Genomic DNA, 15,318 nt, shown 5'->3' on the forward strand with positions numbered 1-15,318 from the left:
GTCCTCCCCTCGCTCAGCTGTCGTCCTTCTCGCCGCCCCGCCGGCTCAGGAGCTTGAAACCGGGGATACCGATGATCGCCTGCCGGACCTCCTTCAGCACGTCCAGGAGCTCGTGGACGTCCGGTCCGACGCGGTCGAGTGTCGCGAGGATCGGCAGGATGTCGTCCTCGAGGTGCTCGGTGAGCACCGGGAGCTGGTCGACCAGGCGGATCGCGGCGTGCACCTCGTCCTCGGACAGCTCGTCGAGGAACTTCGTCGCGAGCGGCGCGGCGCGGCGGGCGAGCGGGGCGTAGAGGTCGACGAGCTCCCCGGCGCGGTCGCTGATCCCGGACGCCTGGTCGACGACGGTCGTCGCCGACCCGGTGACCCGCTCGACCTGCGTGATCAGGTCGCCGGCCCGGTCGCTGACGGTGGTGACGGTGGTGATCAGGCCGTCGGCGTTCCCGGCGACGGCGTCGACCCGGGCGACGAGGCCCTCGGCGTTCCCGGCGACCGCGGACACCTGCTCCACCAGGCCGTCGGCCCGCTCGGAGACCGTGGTGACCCGCCGGACCAGCCCGCTCGCGTCCTCGGAGACGGTGGTGACCTTCTGCACCAGCCCGTCGGCGTTCTCGGCGACGGTCGTGACCCGGCGGACGAGCCCGTCGGCGTCGTCGGCGACGGTGGTGACCTTGCGGACCAGGCCGTCGGCGTTCTCGGCCACGCCGGTGACCCGTTCGACCAGCGAGTCCGCGTCGTCGGCCACGGTGGACACCCGTCGCACCAGGCCGGTCGCCTCCTCGGCCACCGTGGACACCCGGGTGACCAGGCCGGTCGCGTCGTCGGCCACGGTGGACACCCGGGCCACCAGCTCGTCCGCGCGGTCGGCCACCGGCCGGACGCGCGCGACCACGTCGGTGGCCTCCGCGGCGACCGAGCCCACGGTCCCGATCAGGTCCTCGGCCCGGTCCACGACGCCGTCGACCCGGTCGAGCAGCGCCTCCGCCCGGGTCGCGATCGTGCCGATCCGGCCGACCAGCGAGCCGACCTCGTCGAGCAGCTCCCCGGCCCGCGACGGCAGCCCGGCCACGGTCTCCGCCAGCTCCCCGGTCCGGTCGACGACCGAGGCCGCTCCGGAGAGCAGGTCCGACGGGCCGGGGACCGGGATCCCGGCGATGCGCAGTGACATGGTCGGATCCTCGCATTCCCGCGAGGCCTGCCGGGTCACGACTCGGGTGTCCGCGCGCAGAGATCGTCGATGGTGAGCCCGCGCGGCGGGACGTTCTCCTCGGTGAAACCGAACGGCCGGGCCGCCTCCAGCCAGCGCCCGGACTCCTGCAGTGCGGTGAGGCCGCGGTCGAACTCCTCGCGGAAACCGGTGTCGGCCGGGCGGAACGCGAACGCCCCCGCACCGACGACCGGGCGGCCGTTCACCTCGGGCTCGAACCCGCCCGTCACCTCGAGCCCGATGCCGGCGTTGCGGCGCACCTCGTCCTGCAGGGAGATCCGGGTGAGCGCCCCGACCTGCGCCTCCTGGCGGGCGATGCCGCGGACCAGCGCACCCTGCGAGTCGAAGGTGACGATCTTCTCGTTCGGGATGCGTGCCGCGTAGGCGTACTCCTGCTCGGCGGAGCTGCGCAGCACCCCGAGGGTGGCGCCGGAGCGGCGGACACCGCCGAGCGTCGCGACGCCGAGCGGGTTGCCGGTCGGCACGAGCAGCCCGGTGCGGGCGATGTAGTCGGGCCGGGAGAACGCGACCTGCTGGCAGCGCAGCGGTGTGACGGTGAGCCCGACCGCGATCATGTCGAAGCGGCCGTCCAGCAGGGCGGGCACCAGCTGGTCGAACGCCAGCTGGACGGCGACGAGCCCGCCGCCGCCTATCTCCCCGACGACGGCGCGGGCGACCTCGGGGCTCTCCCCGGTGGGGCGGCCGGAGCCGTCGGTGAAACCGAACGGGCGCTCCCCGGACAGCCCCACGACGACGTCGCCGCCGGCCCGCAGGCGGGTCAGCGCGTCACCCGACTCACGGCCACAGCCGGCGAGCAGCGCGGCGCCGCCCAGCGCCGCGGCGGCGCCGAACAGCCGTCTTCTGCTCAGCAGGCTCGGATCGGACATGGTCCGGCAGAGCCTAGGTGATCGCTAGTCGGGCCACACCGGGGTGCGCTTCCCGAGGAACGACGCCATGCCCTCGCGCGCCCCGCCGGACTGCGACATGGACGCCATGACCTCGGTGGCGATCGCGTAGGCGTCGGCCTCGGGCCGGTCGAGCTGGGCGTAGAGGGTCTGCTTGCCGACGGCCTTGGACAACCGGCTGCCGCGGGTGGCGCGGGCCAGCAGCTCGTCGACGCGGGTGTCGAGCTCGTCGTCGGGGACCGCGTAGTTGACCAGCCCCCAGTCGGCTGCGGTGGCGGCGTCGATCGCGTCGCCGGTCAGCGCCAGCTCCATGAGCCGCTTGCGGCCGACGGTGCGGGCGACCGGCACGGCCGGGGTGTGGCAGAACCAGCCGCCCTTGCCGCCGGGCAGCGCGAACGACGCCGACTCGGCCGCCACGGCGAGATCGCAGGACGCGACGAGCTGGCAGCCTGCCGCCCACGCCGTCGCGTGCACGCGCGCGACGACCACCTGCGGGACCTCCTGCACGGTCCGCATCACGGTGGTGCAGAGCCGCAGCAGCTCGCGGACGCCGGCGAGGTCGCGGTCCGCGACGTCGCCGAAGTCGTGCCCGGACGAGAACGCCTTGCCCTCCCCGGCGAGCACGATGCCGGTCGCGTCGGTGCGGCCGGCGCTCTCGAACGCGTCCAGCAGCTCGCGCAGGTGGCCCTCGGTCAGCGAGTTCCGGCGCTGCGGCCGGTTCATCGTGATCCGGACCGTGTCGCCGTCCTGCTTGACCAGCAGGTGTTCGTAGTCGGACATGGTCCGACGGTATCTCGACAGGCCCGTGCGGCGGAGCTACCGTGACCGTATGACCGGAATCGTCGATCCGGTCACGGACGGAGGTTCCCGTGTCGGTGGCGGAGCAGGTGACCGGTGATCGGGCGCGGATGGGGCGCGTGCTCGACGCCGCCGCGGACCTGCTCGTCCGGCGCGGGTACCGGCGGGTGACGATCGAGGACGTCGCCCGGCAGGCCGGCGTCGGGAAGGGCACGGTCTACCTGCACGTCCGCACCAAGGACGCGCTGTTCCTCACGGTGCTCCTGCGCTCCCAGCACCGGCTGTTCGGCGAGATGGCCGACCGGATGCCGGACGAGCCCGAGCTGGTCCTGCCGTGGCGGATGACCCGCCTGATCCACGAGCTGGTGCAGTCCGACGAGGTCACCCGGGCCCTCTACCTGGGCGACGCCGAGGTCCTCGGCCGGCTCGCGCACGAGGCCGCCGGGACCCTGGGCGAGCTGGCGCGCCGCCGGGAGGACGCCGTGCGCGAGCACCTCGGCCTGCTGCGCGAGGCCGGGCTGGTCGGCACCGACCTCTCCATCGGCGAGCAGATCCGCAGCTGGGGCGCGATCGCCTACGGCTTCCTCGCCACCACCGGGCTCCCGGTGCCGGGCGGTGACCCGTCCGCGCCCGGCGACGCCGCCCGGCAGGGCGTCCTCGCCGAGCACGCCGTGGGGGCGCTGCTCGCCGGCCCCGCCGCGCGTGCGGGCGAGCCGGTCCCGCCGGACGTCGCCGCGCGGGTCGCCGGCGTCTACCACCCGCTGGTCGCGCACGTCGACCAGGAATGGCGCAGCCGGGTCCGGTGATCGCCGGGGTCCGGCACCTCCACCACCACCGAGGGAGCACGACATGACCGCATCGACCGAACCGCGCGACCTCCTGTCCCCGGACCTGACCGCCGACCCGTACGCCGCCTACGGCCGGATGCGGGAGGAGGCGCCCGCCGTGACCGTGACGATGATGGGCACCCCGCCCGCGGTGATGGTCACCCGGCACGACGACGTGCGCACCGTGCTCACCGATCCCCGGTTCGTCACCGACGTCGAGCTCGTCGGCGGCGCCGAGAGCATGCGGGAGGCGATGTTCGAGAAGCTCGGGGTCCCCGACGACCTGGCCGGCTACCTGCTCCGCAACATCCTCACCACCGACGGCGCCGAGCACGCCCGGCTGCGCAAGCTGGTGTCCCGTGCCTTCACCGTGAAGCGGGTGCAGGCCCTGCGGCCGCGGGTCGAGGAGATCACCGCGCGACTGCTCGACCGCATCGGCGACGCCGGGCGGGTGGACCTCGTCGAGACGTTCGGCTACCCGCTGCCGATCACCGTGATCTGCGAGCTGGTCGGCGTGCCCGATGGCGAGCGCGAGCAGTGGCACGAGTGGGGCCGGGTGCTGACCTCGATGGACCCGCAGCGGGTCCCGGCGGTGCTGCGCGCGGCCGTCGACCACGTGCACGCGCTGGTCGACGCCCGCCGGGCCGAACCGTCCGACGACCTGATCAGTGCGCTCGTCGCGGCCCAGGACGACGACGGCGACCGCCTCACCGACCGCGAGATGGTCACGATGATCTTCGCGCTGGTGATGGCCGGCCACGAGACGACCGCCCACCTGATCTCCAACGGTGCCCTCGCCCTCCTCACCCACCCCGACCAGCTCGCGGTGCTGCGGGAGCGCCCGGAGCTGTGGCCACAGGCGGTCGACGAGCTCATGCGGTTCCGCGGGCCGGTGCAGTTCACACAGTTCCGCTACCCGACCGAGGACGTCGAGCTGGGCGGGGTCGCGATCCCCGCCGGGACGCCGGTGATCGCCGGTCTGCTCCCCGCCAACCACGATCCGCGGGCCTACGACCGGCCCGACGAGCTCGACGTCGGCCGGGACACCGGTCGCGGCGACGGGCACCTCGGCTTCGGCCGCGGCGCGCACTACTGCCTCGGAGCGGCACTGGCCAGGCAGGAGGGCGAGGTGGCGCTGCGGATGCTGTTCGACCGCTTCCCCAGCCTCGCCCTGGACGCGCCCGCCGCGGAGATCGTCTGGGTGCCGCGTCCGGGCTTCAGCCGGGTGGGGGAGCTGCCGGTCCGGGTGTCCTGACGCTCCTCGGCCGGCCCGCCGGCCCCGCCGGACCCGCCGGACCCGCCGGACCCGCCGGACCTCGACCCGCCGGACCTCGACCCGCCGGACCCGCCGCGCCTCGACCCGCCGGACCCGCCGTGCCTCGGCCCGCCGGACCCGCCGTGCCTCGGCCCGCCGGGCCTGTCGTGCCTCGCCCCGCCGGCGCCGCCGAGCAACGACCCGCCGAGATGCAGCTGAGAGCGAATTGTCGATCTCTTCACGACGCTGAGCTGCATCTCGGCGGGTGCGGGCGGGCGGTGTGTCTCGTGGAGGTGCGGGGAGCGTGTGCGTGGAGGTGCGGAGCGTGTGGGGCCGCGCGGGGCTCGGGTGGTGTCCGTCCGGGGCCCGTTCGGGGCCCGTGTGGGTGGAGGTGCCGGTCGGGTGTGCGGGGAGGTACGGGCCGGTGCGCGGGGAGAGGCGGCGCGCGTGTGCCGGGCGCGGGTCAGCGGGCGTGCCACGGGGCGGTGGCGAGGACGTGCGCGAGCAGCAGCGCGGTGCTCGCCGTCGCGTCGGGATGGGTCACCACGTGCCACGGCCGGTCCAGCGGTGTGCCGGGCACCGCGAGCTCGGTCAGCTCCCCGTCGGCGAGGAACCGGCGCACCGCGTCACGTGAGACGAGGGTGATCCCGAGCCCCGCGCGGGCGGCGGCGACGGTCGCGCCGTGCGAGCCCAGCAGGAGCCGCGGCGGGTCCACACCGAGGTCGGCGAGCAGCGCCTCCTGGGTGGCCCGGGTACCGGAGCCCGGCTCGCGCAGCAGCCAGGTCGCACGCGCCGGATCGTGCTCGGCGGCCTGCGCACCCACGACGACCAGCGTGTTCTCCCGCACGGCCCGCACCAGGGGTGGACCGGACGCCCCCGGCCCGGTCGCGGCGGCGGGCGGACGGCCGGCGACGACGACGTCGACCTCGTGGTGGGCGAGCATCGGCCACACCCGGTCGCTGGGGGCGACGTCGACCTCCAGCGTGACGCCCGGGTGCCGGTCCCGGAACCCGGCGAGCAGGTCCGGCAGGAGGTGCTCGCCCGCGGTGGTGACCGCGGCCAGCCGGACCCTGCCGTGCTCGGGGTCGGCCTCGCCCCGGGCGGCCGCGGCGCCCTCCTCGAGCAGGCCGAGCACCTGTCGGGCGTAGCCGGCGTAGCGGTGCCCGGCCGGGGTCAGGCGGACCCCGCGGCCGTCGCGCTCGACGAGCGGGACGCCCACCTCCTCGGCGAGCGCCCGCACCGCCGCGGACACCGTGGACTCGGTGACCACCAGCCGGGCCGCGGCGCCGCGCACCGAGCCCTGGTCGGCGAGCGCGACGAACGCGCGCATCCGGGCGGTCGTGGTCACCGGACCAGCGTAGGTCCGGCCCGGCACACTCCGTCCCCGCGCAGCGCACCTCGTCCCCCGAGGGGCGCACCCGTTCCTCCGGGCCGCACCCGCACCCGGGCACCGGACCTCGCTCCGAGCGCCGCGCTCCTCTGCGCGCCGCACCCCGTCCCCGCGCGCCGCACCCCGTGGCCGGCGCCACGCACCCCGTCCCCGCGCGCCGCACCCCGTGGCCGGCGTCACGCACCCCGTCGCCGTGCCGCGCACCCCGTCGCCGTGCGCCGCACCCATCGAGTGGGGTGCGTGACGCCGCCACGGGGTGCGCCGCCGTGAGGGGGTGCGTGGCGCCGCGGGTACCGGACCGGGCACGGGTACGGCCGAGGACGGTGCGGGCGGGGACGGTGCGGCCGGGTGGCGGCCGGGCACGGGTGCGCCCGCGGCGACGGGTGCGGCCCGGCACGGGGTGCGTGATGCCGGCACGGGGGCGGGATGCCGGGCGGGTGACCGGCGGCGGGGAGCACCGCCGGTCGCTCGGGCCGGCGGGAGTGCTCAGCGGGACAGGCCGCCGTCGAACACCCGGCTGGCGCGCAGGTCGGCGGCCGTGAGCGTCCGGAGCTCGGGGAGGCCGATCCGTCCGGTCCCGGCGGACAACCGCAGGGCCTGCCGCATCCGGGCCCGGTCGAGGGCGTTGCGGACGCTGCGCGCCCCGGCGAACCACGGTTGCTCCACCCGCAGCGTCAGGTACTCGTGCAGCGTCGTCCGCGCCTCGCCGGACAGTTCCAGGTCCAGGTCGGCGACCATCCGCTGCCCGATCTCGGCGAGCTCGCCCACGGAGAAGTCCGGGAAGTCGACGTGGTGGGCGACCCGCGACTGCATGCCCGGGTTCGCGGTGAAGAAGGTGTCCATCCGGTCGGCGTAGCCGGCGAGGATCACGGCGACGTCGTCGCGGTGGTCCTCCATCGCCTGCAGGAGGATCTCGATGGCCTCGCCGCCGTAGTCCCGCTCGTTGCCCGGCCGGTGCAGGTAGTAGGCCTCGTCGACGAACAGCACCCCGCCGAGCGCCTTCTGCACGATCTCCTTGGTCTTCGGCGCGGTGTGCCCGACGTACTGGCCGACGAGATCGTCGCGGGTCGCGGTGACCAGGTGCCCGCGGCGGAGGTAGCCCAGGCCGTGGAGCAGACCGGCCATCCGTTGCGCGACCGTCGTCTTGCCGGTGCCCGGGTTCCCGGTGAAGCACATGTGCAGGGTCGGCCGGTCCGTGGCGGTGCCGAACCGGGCACGCACCCGGTCGACGACGAGCAGCGCCGCCAGCTCGCGCAGCCGCTGCTTCACCGGGGCGAGCCCGACCAGCTCGCGGTCCAGCGCGTCGAGGACGTCGTCGACGCCGGCCGCCCGGCGCACCTCGCCGAGATCGACGGTGTCGCCGGGGGCCAGCTCGGGGCCGCCGTCGTCGGAGAGGGAGCCGGAGACGGGGTCGGGGTCGGCCGGACGGGGCGCCGCGGCCCCGAACGCGATGCGGGTGCTCACTGCGCCCGGACCGGCCGGGCCGGCCGGACCGGTGCCGGGCCGCGCCCCGGCCCGCTCAGTGCTCGGCACGGCCGTTCCCGTCGTGCCCGCCCGTCACCGGGTAGCGCGCCCCCGACGGCCGCTCGGTCGCGTAGGGGTGCACGGTGTAGCCGATCCGCCGGTCGCCGCCCTCGGCCCGGTCCAGCCGGAACCCCGGCTCCTCCGACGGCCGCTGCACCAGGAACGACAGCGCGACGGTCTGCCTGCCCAGCGAGGCGTCGTAGGCGTTGACCCGGACGTAGTTTTCCGGGTGCTCCCTCCGGCAGGCGTCGATCTCGGCCAGCACCCCCGCGGGGTCGGCGAGGTCGAACATCGGCATGCCCCACATCTCCCAGTAGGTGTTGCGGGGGTGCGGGTCGTCGGTGAACTCGACCGCGCACGGCCAGCCGTGGTCGAGCGCCCAGCCGATCTGGGCGGTGATCTCGTCGTCGGTGAGGTCGGGCAGGAACGAGAACGTGCCCTGGGTGATCCGCATGGTGGTCCTCCTGCTCAGGCCGGGGTCGGCGTGCTCACGACGTCCGGGGTGTCGGTCGAGGCGTAGTCGAAGGTGACGTCGCCCCAGGTCGCCAGCGCGGTCTCGAGCGGACGGTTGCGCCTCGCGGCCGCGCGCAGGATCTCCGGGCCCTGGGCGAGGTAGTCCGCGCCCTCGTTGCGGGCCTTGATCATCGCCTCGACGGCGACCCGGTTGGCCTCGGCACCGGCGGCGATGCCCATCGGGTGCCCGATCGTGCCGCCGCCGAACTGGAGCACGGTGTCCTCTCCGAGGTGGTGCAGCAGCTGGTGCATCTGCCCGGCGTGGATCCCGCCGGAGGCGACGGGCATCGTCGCCGGCATCGACACCCAGTCCTGGTCGAAGTAGAGGCCCTTCACCGGGTCGGCGGCGTAGCGTCCCTTGCGCAGGACGTCGTAGAACCCGGCGACCGCATTCGGGTCCCCCTCCAGCTTCCCGACGACGGTGCCCGCGTGGATGTGGTCCACCCCGGCCAGCCGCATCCACTTGGCGATCACCCGGAAGCTGACGCCGTGGTTCTTCTGCCGGGTGTAGGTGCCGTGCCCGGCCCGGTGCAGGTGCAGGATCACGCCGTTGCGGCGCGCCCACGTCGAGAGCGACTGGATCGCGGTGTAACCGACCGTCAGGTCCACCATGACGATCACGCTGCCCAGCTCGCGGGCGAACTCCGCCCGCTCGTACATGTCCTCCATCGTCGCCGCGGTGACGTTGAGGTAGTGCCCCTTCACCTCGCCGGTCGCGGCCTGTGCCCGGTTCACCGCCTCCATGCACGCCAGGTACCGGTCGCGCCAGCGCATGAAGGGCTGCGAGTTGATGTTCTCGTCGTCCTTGGTGAAGTCCAGGCCGCCGCGCAGCGCCTCGTAGACGACCCGGCCGTAGTTCCGGGCGGACAGCCCCAGCTTCGGCTTGGTGGTGGCGCCGAGCAGCGGGCGGCCGAACTTGTCCAGGTACTCGCGCTCGGTGACGATGCCGTGCGGCGGTCCGGGGAAGGTCTTCACGTAGTGCGCCGGGATCCGCATGTCCTCCAGGCGCAGCGCCTTGAGCGGCTTGAAGCCGAAGACGTTGCCGATGATCGAGCTCGTCAGGTTCGCGATCGAGCCCTCCTCGAACAGGTCGAGGTCGTAGGCGATGTAGGCGATCCACTGGCCCGGCGTGTTCGGCACGGGCTCCACGGCGTAGCACTTGGCCTGGTAGTGCTCGTAGGTCGTCAGCCGGTCGGTCCAGACCACGGTCCAGGTGGCGGTGCTGGACTCCCCGGCGACGGCGGCCCCCGCCTCCTCCGGCGGCACCCCGTCCTGCGGGGTGACCCGGAACGCGCAGAGCAGGTCGGTGTCCTTGGGCTCGTAGTCGGGCTGCCAGTACCCCATCTCCGCGTAGGGGATGACACCCGCGCTCCATCGGTCGCTCATGGGCCTCAGAGTGCGGCGCGACCGTCAGTCGGACAATCGAGTGTTCCCAGCGGACTCTTCGTCGATCGGCTCAGTGTCGCCCGGGGCGGTGACCACCACCGTCGTCCCCGATCCCGGTCGTGCGCGCACCCGCAGCGTCCCGCCGATCAGCTCGGCGCGCTCCCGCATGGAGGCCATCCCGTACCCGCCGGGCGGCCCGCCGTGGGTCGCGAACCCGCCGCCGTCGTCGGTGATGTCCAGGCGCACCCCGCCGTCGTCGGCGGCCAGCCGGACGACGACGCGGTGCGCCCCCGCGTGCTTCTGCACGTTCTGCAGCGCCTCCTGGGCGATCCGGTACAGGGCGACCTCGACGTGGTCGGGCAGCCGTCGCTCGTCGAGGTCGAGCCGGACGTCGAGCTCCGGGACCTCCCGGGCCAGCGCGGCGAGGGCCCCGGCCAGCCCGAGGTCGTCGAGCACCGGCGGCCGCAGCGCCCCGATCGCCGCCCGCGCCTCGTCCAGCGTGGTGCCGACCAGCCCGGCGGCGCAGGCCAGCTCGGTGCGGGCACCGCCGGTGTCACCGTGGCCGAGCAGGGTGCCCGCGGCGTCGAGGTGGAACGACAGCGTGACCAGCCGCTGCGAGATGCCGTCGTGGATGTCGCGGGCGAGCCGTCGCCGCTCCGTCTCCTGCGCGGCGACGGTCTGCTCGGCGAACCGCTCGTGGGCCTGCTCCCGGGCGCGCAGCCGCCGGTGCATGCGGGCCTGGTGCAGTGCCGCGGCCAGCAGCCTGCCGATCGCCAGCAGCAGCCGGACGTCGCGGTCGCCGAACTCGCGCCGGTCCACGGTGTGCACGTTGAGCACCCCGGCGAGGCCGTAGGGCTCGGACAGCATCGGCACCGAGACCATCGAGGTGTAGTCCTGCCCGCGCAGCTCCGGGATCGGCAGGTAGCGCGGGTCGGACGTCTTGTCGTCGGTGATCACGGCCGGGGTGCGGTGGGCGGCCACCCAGCCGCTGACGCCGTGGCCGAGCGGCAGGTGCACGGTCCCGACGCGGGCGCCGAACGGCGGAGTGGCGCCGGCGAGGGTCAGCGCGGTGTCGGTGTCGTCGAGGACGTGCACGAAGCAGACGTCGGTCGCGGTCGCCTCGGTGATCACGCGGGCGACGGCGGCGGCGAGCGGCTCCACCGCGGGCCCGGACGCAGTGGCCTCGATGATCCCGAGCAGGACGGCGTTCTCCCGCTCCGGGTCGCCGAGCCCCAGACCGCGCCCCGCCGCAGTCACCGGAACACGCCCTCGCGCAGCGCGGCGGCGACCGCCGCCGTCCGGTCGGGGACGTCGAGCTTGCGCAGCACCGAGCGGACGTGCGACTTCACCGTCTCCTCGCCGATCACCAGCTCCGCGGCGACCGAGCGGTTCGAGTGCCCGGCGACCAGCAGGGCCAGCACCTCGCTCTCCCGGTGGGTGAGCCCCAGCCGGGCCCCGGGCCAGAACTCGTTGCGTTCCAGCCGGGCCGCCGACGCCGCCGCGCGGCCGGCCATCGTCGCGTCCACGACCGTCACCCCGGTCGCGGCCAGCTCCAGCTGCCGCACCAGCTCCTCGCCGCCGATCCGCTTCAGCAGGTAGCCGGCCGCTCCGGCGCGCAGCGCCTGGAACAGGTACTGCTCGTCGTCGTAGACGCTGAGCAGCACGACCTTCTGCCCGGGCAGCCGGTCGTGCAGACGCCGGCACAGGTCGAGCCCGGAGTCGCCCGCCATCCGGACGTCGCACAGCACGATGTCCGGGGCCAGCGACAGCGCCGCGTCCATCGCGGCCGTCACGTCGTGCGCGGTGCCGACCACCCGGACGCGGCCACGGAACGGGGCGAGCATCGCCTTCAGCCCCTGGACGACCATCTCGTGGTCGTCGACCACGACCAGTCGCAGTGGTGTGGCCTGCGTCATACGGCCCACGATAAGGGCCGGTCTCCCCCGGTGGGTCCCCCGTGCCGGGGGAGACCGCCCGGCCCGCGGTTCCTAGCGTCGGTGACCCGACCGGGAGAGGAGCACGCCGTGCCGGACAAGTCGCTGCGGATCCGGCGGGCCGGGCCCGAGGAGGCCCGCCGCCGACCGATCATGCTCGCCATCGCGGGGGACAGCGCCGCGGGCAAGACCACGCTGACCCGCGGACTGGTCGAGGCGCTGGGGCCCGACCGGTGCGTGTCCCTGTGCACCGACGACTACCACCGCTACGACCGGGCCGAGCGCAGGGACCTCCCGTTCACGGCGCTGCACCCGGACTGCAACTTCGTCGAGATCATGGAGCAGCACCTGCAGCTGCTGGCCACCGGCGAACCCGTGCTCAAGCCGGTCTACGACCACTCCACGGGCGAGCTGGCCCGGCCGGAGCCGGTCGAGCCGGCCGAGGTCGTCATCGTCGAGGGGCTGCTGCCCCTGCACTCGAAGCTGTCGCGGGCCTGCTTCGACGTGACCGTCTACCTGGACCCGCCGGAGGAGATCCGGCGGGACTGGAAGGTGCAGCGCGACTGCGCGAAGCGCGGCTACACCCCGGACCAGGTGCTGGCCGAGCTCGACCGGCGCGAACCCGAGTCGGCCGAGCACATCCGCCCGCAGCGCCGGCACGCCGACCTGGTGGTGCGGTTCGCGCCGATCGAGAGCCGCGACGACCCGGAGGGCACCCCGCTGTCGGCGACGGTGATGCTGCGGCCGACGATCCCGCACCCGGACCTGTCCGGGGTGATGCAGCCCGGGCTCACCCGCGCGATGCACCTGAAGCTGGAGCGGGACCCGGACGGCCGCCCGGTCGAGTCCCTGCACGTGCACGGCTACGTGCCCCACGAGGAGAGCGTCGCGGTGGAGAAGTCGATCTGGGCCGAGATGGGCGACGCGGGCCGCGACACCCCGGACTGCCTGGGTCGCGTCGGGGACGGCCGCAGCGAGCCGCTGGCGATCGCCCAGCTGCTGATCCTGTTCCACCTGATGGAGCTGGGCCGGTGAGCGCCCCGGAGGCGGTGCTGTTCGACGTCGACGGGACGCTCGCCGAGACCGAGCGCGACGGGCACCGGCCGGCCTTCAACCGGGCCTTCGCCGAGCACGACCTGGGTCTGCACTGGACACCGGCGCACTACACCCGCCTGCTGCGGGTCCCCGGCGGACGGCAGCGGATCGCCGCGGACCTGCGCGCCCGCGGGGTGCCCGGTGTGGAGGCCGACCGGGTCGCCGCGGCGGTGCACCGCACCAAGACGGCGCTGTTCGCCGAGCACGCCCGCTCCGGTTCGATCCCGGCCCGGCCGGGCGTCCGGACGCTGGTCGCGGACCTGCGGCGGCACGGCACGCGGATCGGCGTCGTGACGACCGGGCGCCGGGAGTGGGCCGAGCCGCTCGTGCGGCACCTGATCGGCGACGTCGCCGGGGCGCTCGACGTGGCGGTGTACGGCGACGACGTCACCGCGTTGAAGCCGGACCCGCAGGCCTACCGGCTCGCGCTGCGCCGGCTGGGGCTGCCGGCGTCGTGCGCGGTCGCGGTGGAGGACTCCGCGCCGGGACTGCAGGCGGCGCTGGGAGCCGGGCTGATGACCGTCGTCGTGCGGTCGGAACCGACGGCCGGGCACGACGCCCGCGGAGCCGCCCTGGTGCGGGACTCCTTCGACGGGGATCCGCCGCTCGACGCCGTGCTGCTGCGCGAGCTGCTCACCGCGGCGGAGGATCAGGCGCTCGCGGCCCGGCGCTCGTCGTGCAGGCGGAGCAGCGCGTAGGCGGCGAGGGTCTGCGCGTCGGTCAGCCGCCCGTCGAGGATCATCCGCTCGAACTCGACCGCGGTGAACCAGGCGGCGCGCATGTCCTGCTCCTGGTGCTCGCGCCGCGGCGGGCCCTCGGTCAGACCGGTCGCGAGGTAGACGTGTCCGCGCTGGCTGGACATGCCCGGCGCGCAGTCCAGCGTCCCGAGCAGCGCCATCGACGACGCCGCGAGCCCGGTCTCCTCGGCCAGCTCGCGCACGGCCAGCTCGGCAGGGTCCTGGTCGGCGCGTTCCGGCGCGGTGCCGGCCGGGAACTCCCAGCGGCGCTCGCCGACCGGGTAGCGGAACTGCTCGACCAGGTGCAGGCGGCCGTCGTCGTCGCGGGGGACGACCAGGGCGTAGGTCGGCTTGTCGACCACCCCGTAGATCCCCTCGGTGCCGTCGGAGAGGCGGATGCCGTCCTCCCGGACGGTCATCCAGTCGTTCGCGTAGACCTGGCGGGTGGAGGTCTGCTCGATCACGGTGACCAGCCTGGCCCAGGCCGGGGACGGTCGCGCACCGGGGCCGCCTTACAGTGAGCCGGGTGCGTCTCGTGATCGCCCGCTGCCAGGTGGACTACGCCGGACGGCTGACCGCCCACCTGCCCATGGCACCCCGGTTGCTGCTGGTCAAGGCCGACGGCTCGGTGAGCGTGCACGCCGACGACCGCGCCTACAAGCCGCTGAACTGGATGTCGCCGCCGTGCTGGCTGTCCGAGGAGCCCGGCGTCTGGACGGTGAAGAACAAGGCCGACGAGTCGCTGGTGATCACCATCGACGAGGTGCTGCACGACTCCTCGCACGAGCTCGGCGTCGATCCGGGCCTGGTCAAGGACGGTGTCGAGGCGCACCTGCAGGAGCTGCTCGCCGCCCACCCCGAGACCTTCGGCGACGGCTGGACGCTCGTCCGCCGCGAGTACATGACCGCCGTCGGGCCGGTCGACCTGCTCTGCCGGGACGGCGACGGCGGGCACGTCGCGGTCGAGATCAAGCGCCGCGGCGAGATCGACGGCGTCGAGCAGCTCACCCGGTACCTGGAGCTGATGAACCGCGACCCGCTGCTCGCCCCGGTGCAGGGCGTGTTCGCGGCCCAGCAGATCAAGCCGCAGGCGCGCACCCTGGCCACCGACCGCGGCATCCGCTGCCTGACCGTCGACTACGACGAGCTGCGCGGGATGACGTCGAAGGACATGCGTCTGTTCTGAGGACGAGGACCCGTCACGGCGTGACGGTGAACCGGACGGCGTTCCCGGTCAGCGAGGTGACGGCGACCCGGTAGGGGCCCACGGCGTCGGAGCGGCGCTCGCCGATGCGCACGTCGCGACCCTCGAAGCTCGCGACGAGCGCCGCCCCCGGGTCGATCCGGATGCGGATCCGGGGCCCGTCCCCGCAGCTGACGAACGTCCCCGCGTCGCTGGTCTGCAGGGTGCCGCCGGCCCCGCCGCCGAAGTTCGTCGACATGCGGCCGTCGGTGCGGCGCTCCATCGACCCCGTGCACGTCGGATCCGGTGCTGCGGTGGTCGTGGGAGGTGCCGGGGCCGCAGCCGCGGGCGGCGTGGTCGCGGGTGCCGCACGTGGTGCGGGGGCGCCGCCCCCGCACCCCGCGACGGCGACGGCGGCGCAGGCGGCGAGCACGAGCGGCGGCAGGATGGAGCAGTGGGCCGGCACGGTGGTCCTCCTCGGTCGGTGCACCAGCAGACACCGAGGTGCCCGGGAGGGCTCCCGGCCCGGCCGGGCCAGCTCGGGCACGGCCGGACCCTCCCGGC

The 15,318-nt window shown here is 74.7% G+C and carries 16 protein-coding genes; 5 read left to right on the forward strand and 11 right to left on the reverse strand.

Annotation, left to right across the window (positions count from 1 at the left end; genetic code table 11):
- Positions 1–13: 13 nt before the first annotated feature.
- Genes PP1_RS22295 through PP1_RS22305 form a run of 3 tightly spaced genes read right to left on the reverse strand, consistent with a single transcriptional unit; the run spans position 14 to position 2,892 of the window.
- The gene (locus PP1_RS22295) at positions 14–1,168 is read right to left on the reverse strand and encodes a hypothetical protein (RefSeq protein WP_010242593.1); all 1,155 of its coding nucleotides are present in this window, start codon (positions 1,166–1,168) and stop codon (positions 14–16) included.
- Positions 1,169–1,203: 35 nt separating this feature from the next.
- Positions 1,204–2,094 (reverse strand): transporter substrate-binding domain-containing protein, encoded by an 891-nt coding sequence (locus tag PP1_RS22300; protein ID WP_010242595.1) that lies wholly within the window; start codon positions 2,092–2,094, stop codon positions 1,204–1,206.
- 24 nt (positions 2,095–2,118) lie between these two features.
- Positions 2,119–2,892, reverse strand: a complete 774-nt coding sequence (locus tag PP1_RS22305; protein ID WP_010242596.1) for an enoyl-CoA hydratase-related protein — start codon at positions 2,890–2,892, stop codon at positions 2,119–2,121.
- A gap of 95 nt (positions 2,893–2,987) precedes the next feature.
- Here PP1_RS22305 and PP1_RS22310 point away from each other — a divergent pair, with 95 nt between their 5' ends.
- Complete coding sequence (locus PP1_RS22310; protein ID WP_227013340.1) at positions 2,988–3,716, forward strand: TetR/AcrR family transcriptional regulator; 729 nt, start codon at positions 2,988–2,990, stop codon at positions 3,714–3,716.
- Positions 3,717–3,759: 43 nt separating this feature from the next.
- A complete protein-coding gene (locus PP1_RS22315) occupies positions 3,760–4,992 on the forward strand; it encodes a cytochrome P450 family protein (RefSeq protein ID WP_075314663.1) in 1,233 nt (410 codons plus the stop codon).
- Positions 4,993–5,455: 463 nt separating this feature from the next.
- On the opposite strand, the gene PP1_RS22320 is transcribed toward PP1_RS22315, so the two are convergent.
- The 6 genes from PP1_RS22320 to PP1_RS22345 form a co-directional block, all read right to left on the reverse strand.
- The gene (locus PP1_RS22320) at positions 5,456–6,340 is read right to left on the reverse strand and encodes a LysR family transcriptional regulator (RefSeq protein ID WP_212592121.1); all 885 of its coding nucleotides are present in this window, start codon (positions 6,338–6,340) and stop codon (positions 5,456–5,458) included.
- A gap of 528 nt (positions 6,341–6,868) precedes the next feature.
- On the reverse strand, positions 6,869–7,915 hold the full coding sequence (locus tag PP1_RS22325; RefSeq protein ID WP_010228017.1) for an AAA family ATPase: 1,047 nt from the start codon (positions 7,913–7,915) through the stop codon (positions 6,869–6,871).
- Complete coding sequence (locus tag PP1_RS22330; protein WP_010228019.1) at positions 7,902–8,360, reverse strand: ribulose bisphosphate carboxylase small subunit; 459 nt, start codon at positions 8,358–8,360, stop codon at positions 7,902–7,904. Before PP1_RS22330 ends, PP1_RS22325 begins: the two co-directional genes overlap by 14 nt.
- 14 nt (positions 8,361–8,374) lie before the next feature.
- On the reverse strand, positions 8,375–9,805 hold the full coding sequence (locus tag PP1_RS22335; protein WP_010228021.1) for a form I ribulose bisphosphate carboxylase large subunit: 1,431 nt from the start codon (positions 9,803–9,805) through the stop codon (positions 8,375–8,377).
- 24 nt (positions 9,806–9,829) lie between these two features.
- Positions 9,830–11,062, reverse strand: a complete 1,233-nt coding sequence (locus PP1_RS22340; protein WP_010228023.1) for a GAF domain-containing sensor histidine kinase — start codon at positions 11,060–11,062, stop codon at positions 9,830–9,832.
- Complete coding sequence (locus tag PP1_RS22345) at positions 11,059–11,721, reverse strand: response regulator (protein ID WP_010228026.1); 663 nt, start codon at positions 11,719–11,721, stop codon at positions 11,059–11,061. The genes PP1_RS22340 and PP1_RS22345 overlap by 4 nt, the downstream gene beginning before the upstream one ends.
- Positions 11,722–11,829: 108 nt before the next feature.
- Between PP1_RS22345 and PP1_RS22350 the strand changes: the two genes are divergently transcribed.
- The gene (locus tag PP1_RS22350; RefSeq protein ID WP_010228028.1) at positions 11,830–12,774 is read left to right on the forward strand and encodes a phosphoribulokinase; all 945 of its coding nucleotides are present in this window, start codon (positions 11,830–11,832) and stop codon (positions 12,772–12,774) included.
- On the forward strand, positions 12,771–13,532 hold the full coding sequence (locus PP1_RS22355; protein ID WP_010228030.1) for an HAD-IA family hydrolase: 762 nt from the start codon (positions 12,771–12,773) through the stop codon (positions 13,530–13,532). The genes PP1_RS22350 and PP1_RS22355 overlap by 4 nt, the downstream gene beginning before the upstream one ends.
- Here PP1_RS22355 and PP1_RS22360 read toward each other — a convergent pair.
- Positions 13,484–13,990, reverse strand: a complete 507-nt coding sequence (locus PP1_RS22360) for an NUDIX hydrolase (protein WP_050802326.1) — start codon at positions 13,988–13,990, stop codon at positions 13,484–13,486. The genes PP1_RS22355 and PP1_RS22360 overlap by 49 nt on opposite strands.
- 107 nt (positions 13,991–14,097) lie before the next feature.
- Between PP1_RS22360 and nucS the strand changes: the two genes are divergently transcribed.
- Positions 14,098–14,757 carry an endonuclease NucS gene (gene nucS, locus PP1_RS22365; RefSeq protein ID WP_010228034.1) on the forward strand — a complete coding sequence of 220 codons (660 nt, stop codon included), beginning with the start codon at positions 14,098–14,100 and terminating at the stop codon, positions 14,755–14,757.
- 13 nt (positions 14,758–14,770) lie between these two features.
- Here the strand turns inward: nucS and PP1_RS22370 are convergent, their stop codons facing one another.
- Positions 14,771–15,220 (reverse strand): hypothetical protein, encoded by a 450-nt coding sequence (locus tag PP1_RS22370; protein WP_075314661.1) that lies wholly within the window; start codon positions 15,218–15,220, stop codon positions 14,771–14,773.
- Positions 15,221–15,318: the final 98 nt, after the last annotated feature.

This window comes from Pseudonocardia sp. P1 (assembly GCF_000178675.2).
GTDB lineage: Bacteria > Actinomycetota > Actinomycetes > Mycobacteriales > Pseudonocardiaceae > Pseudonocardia.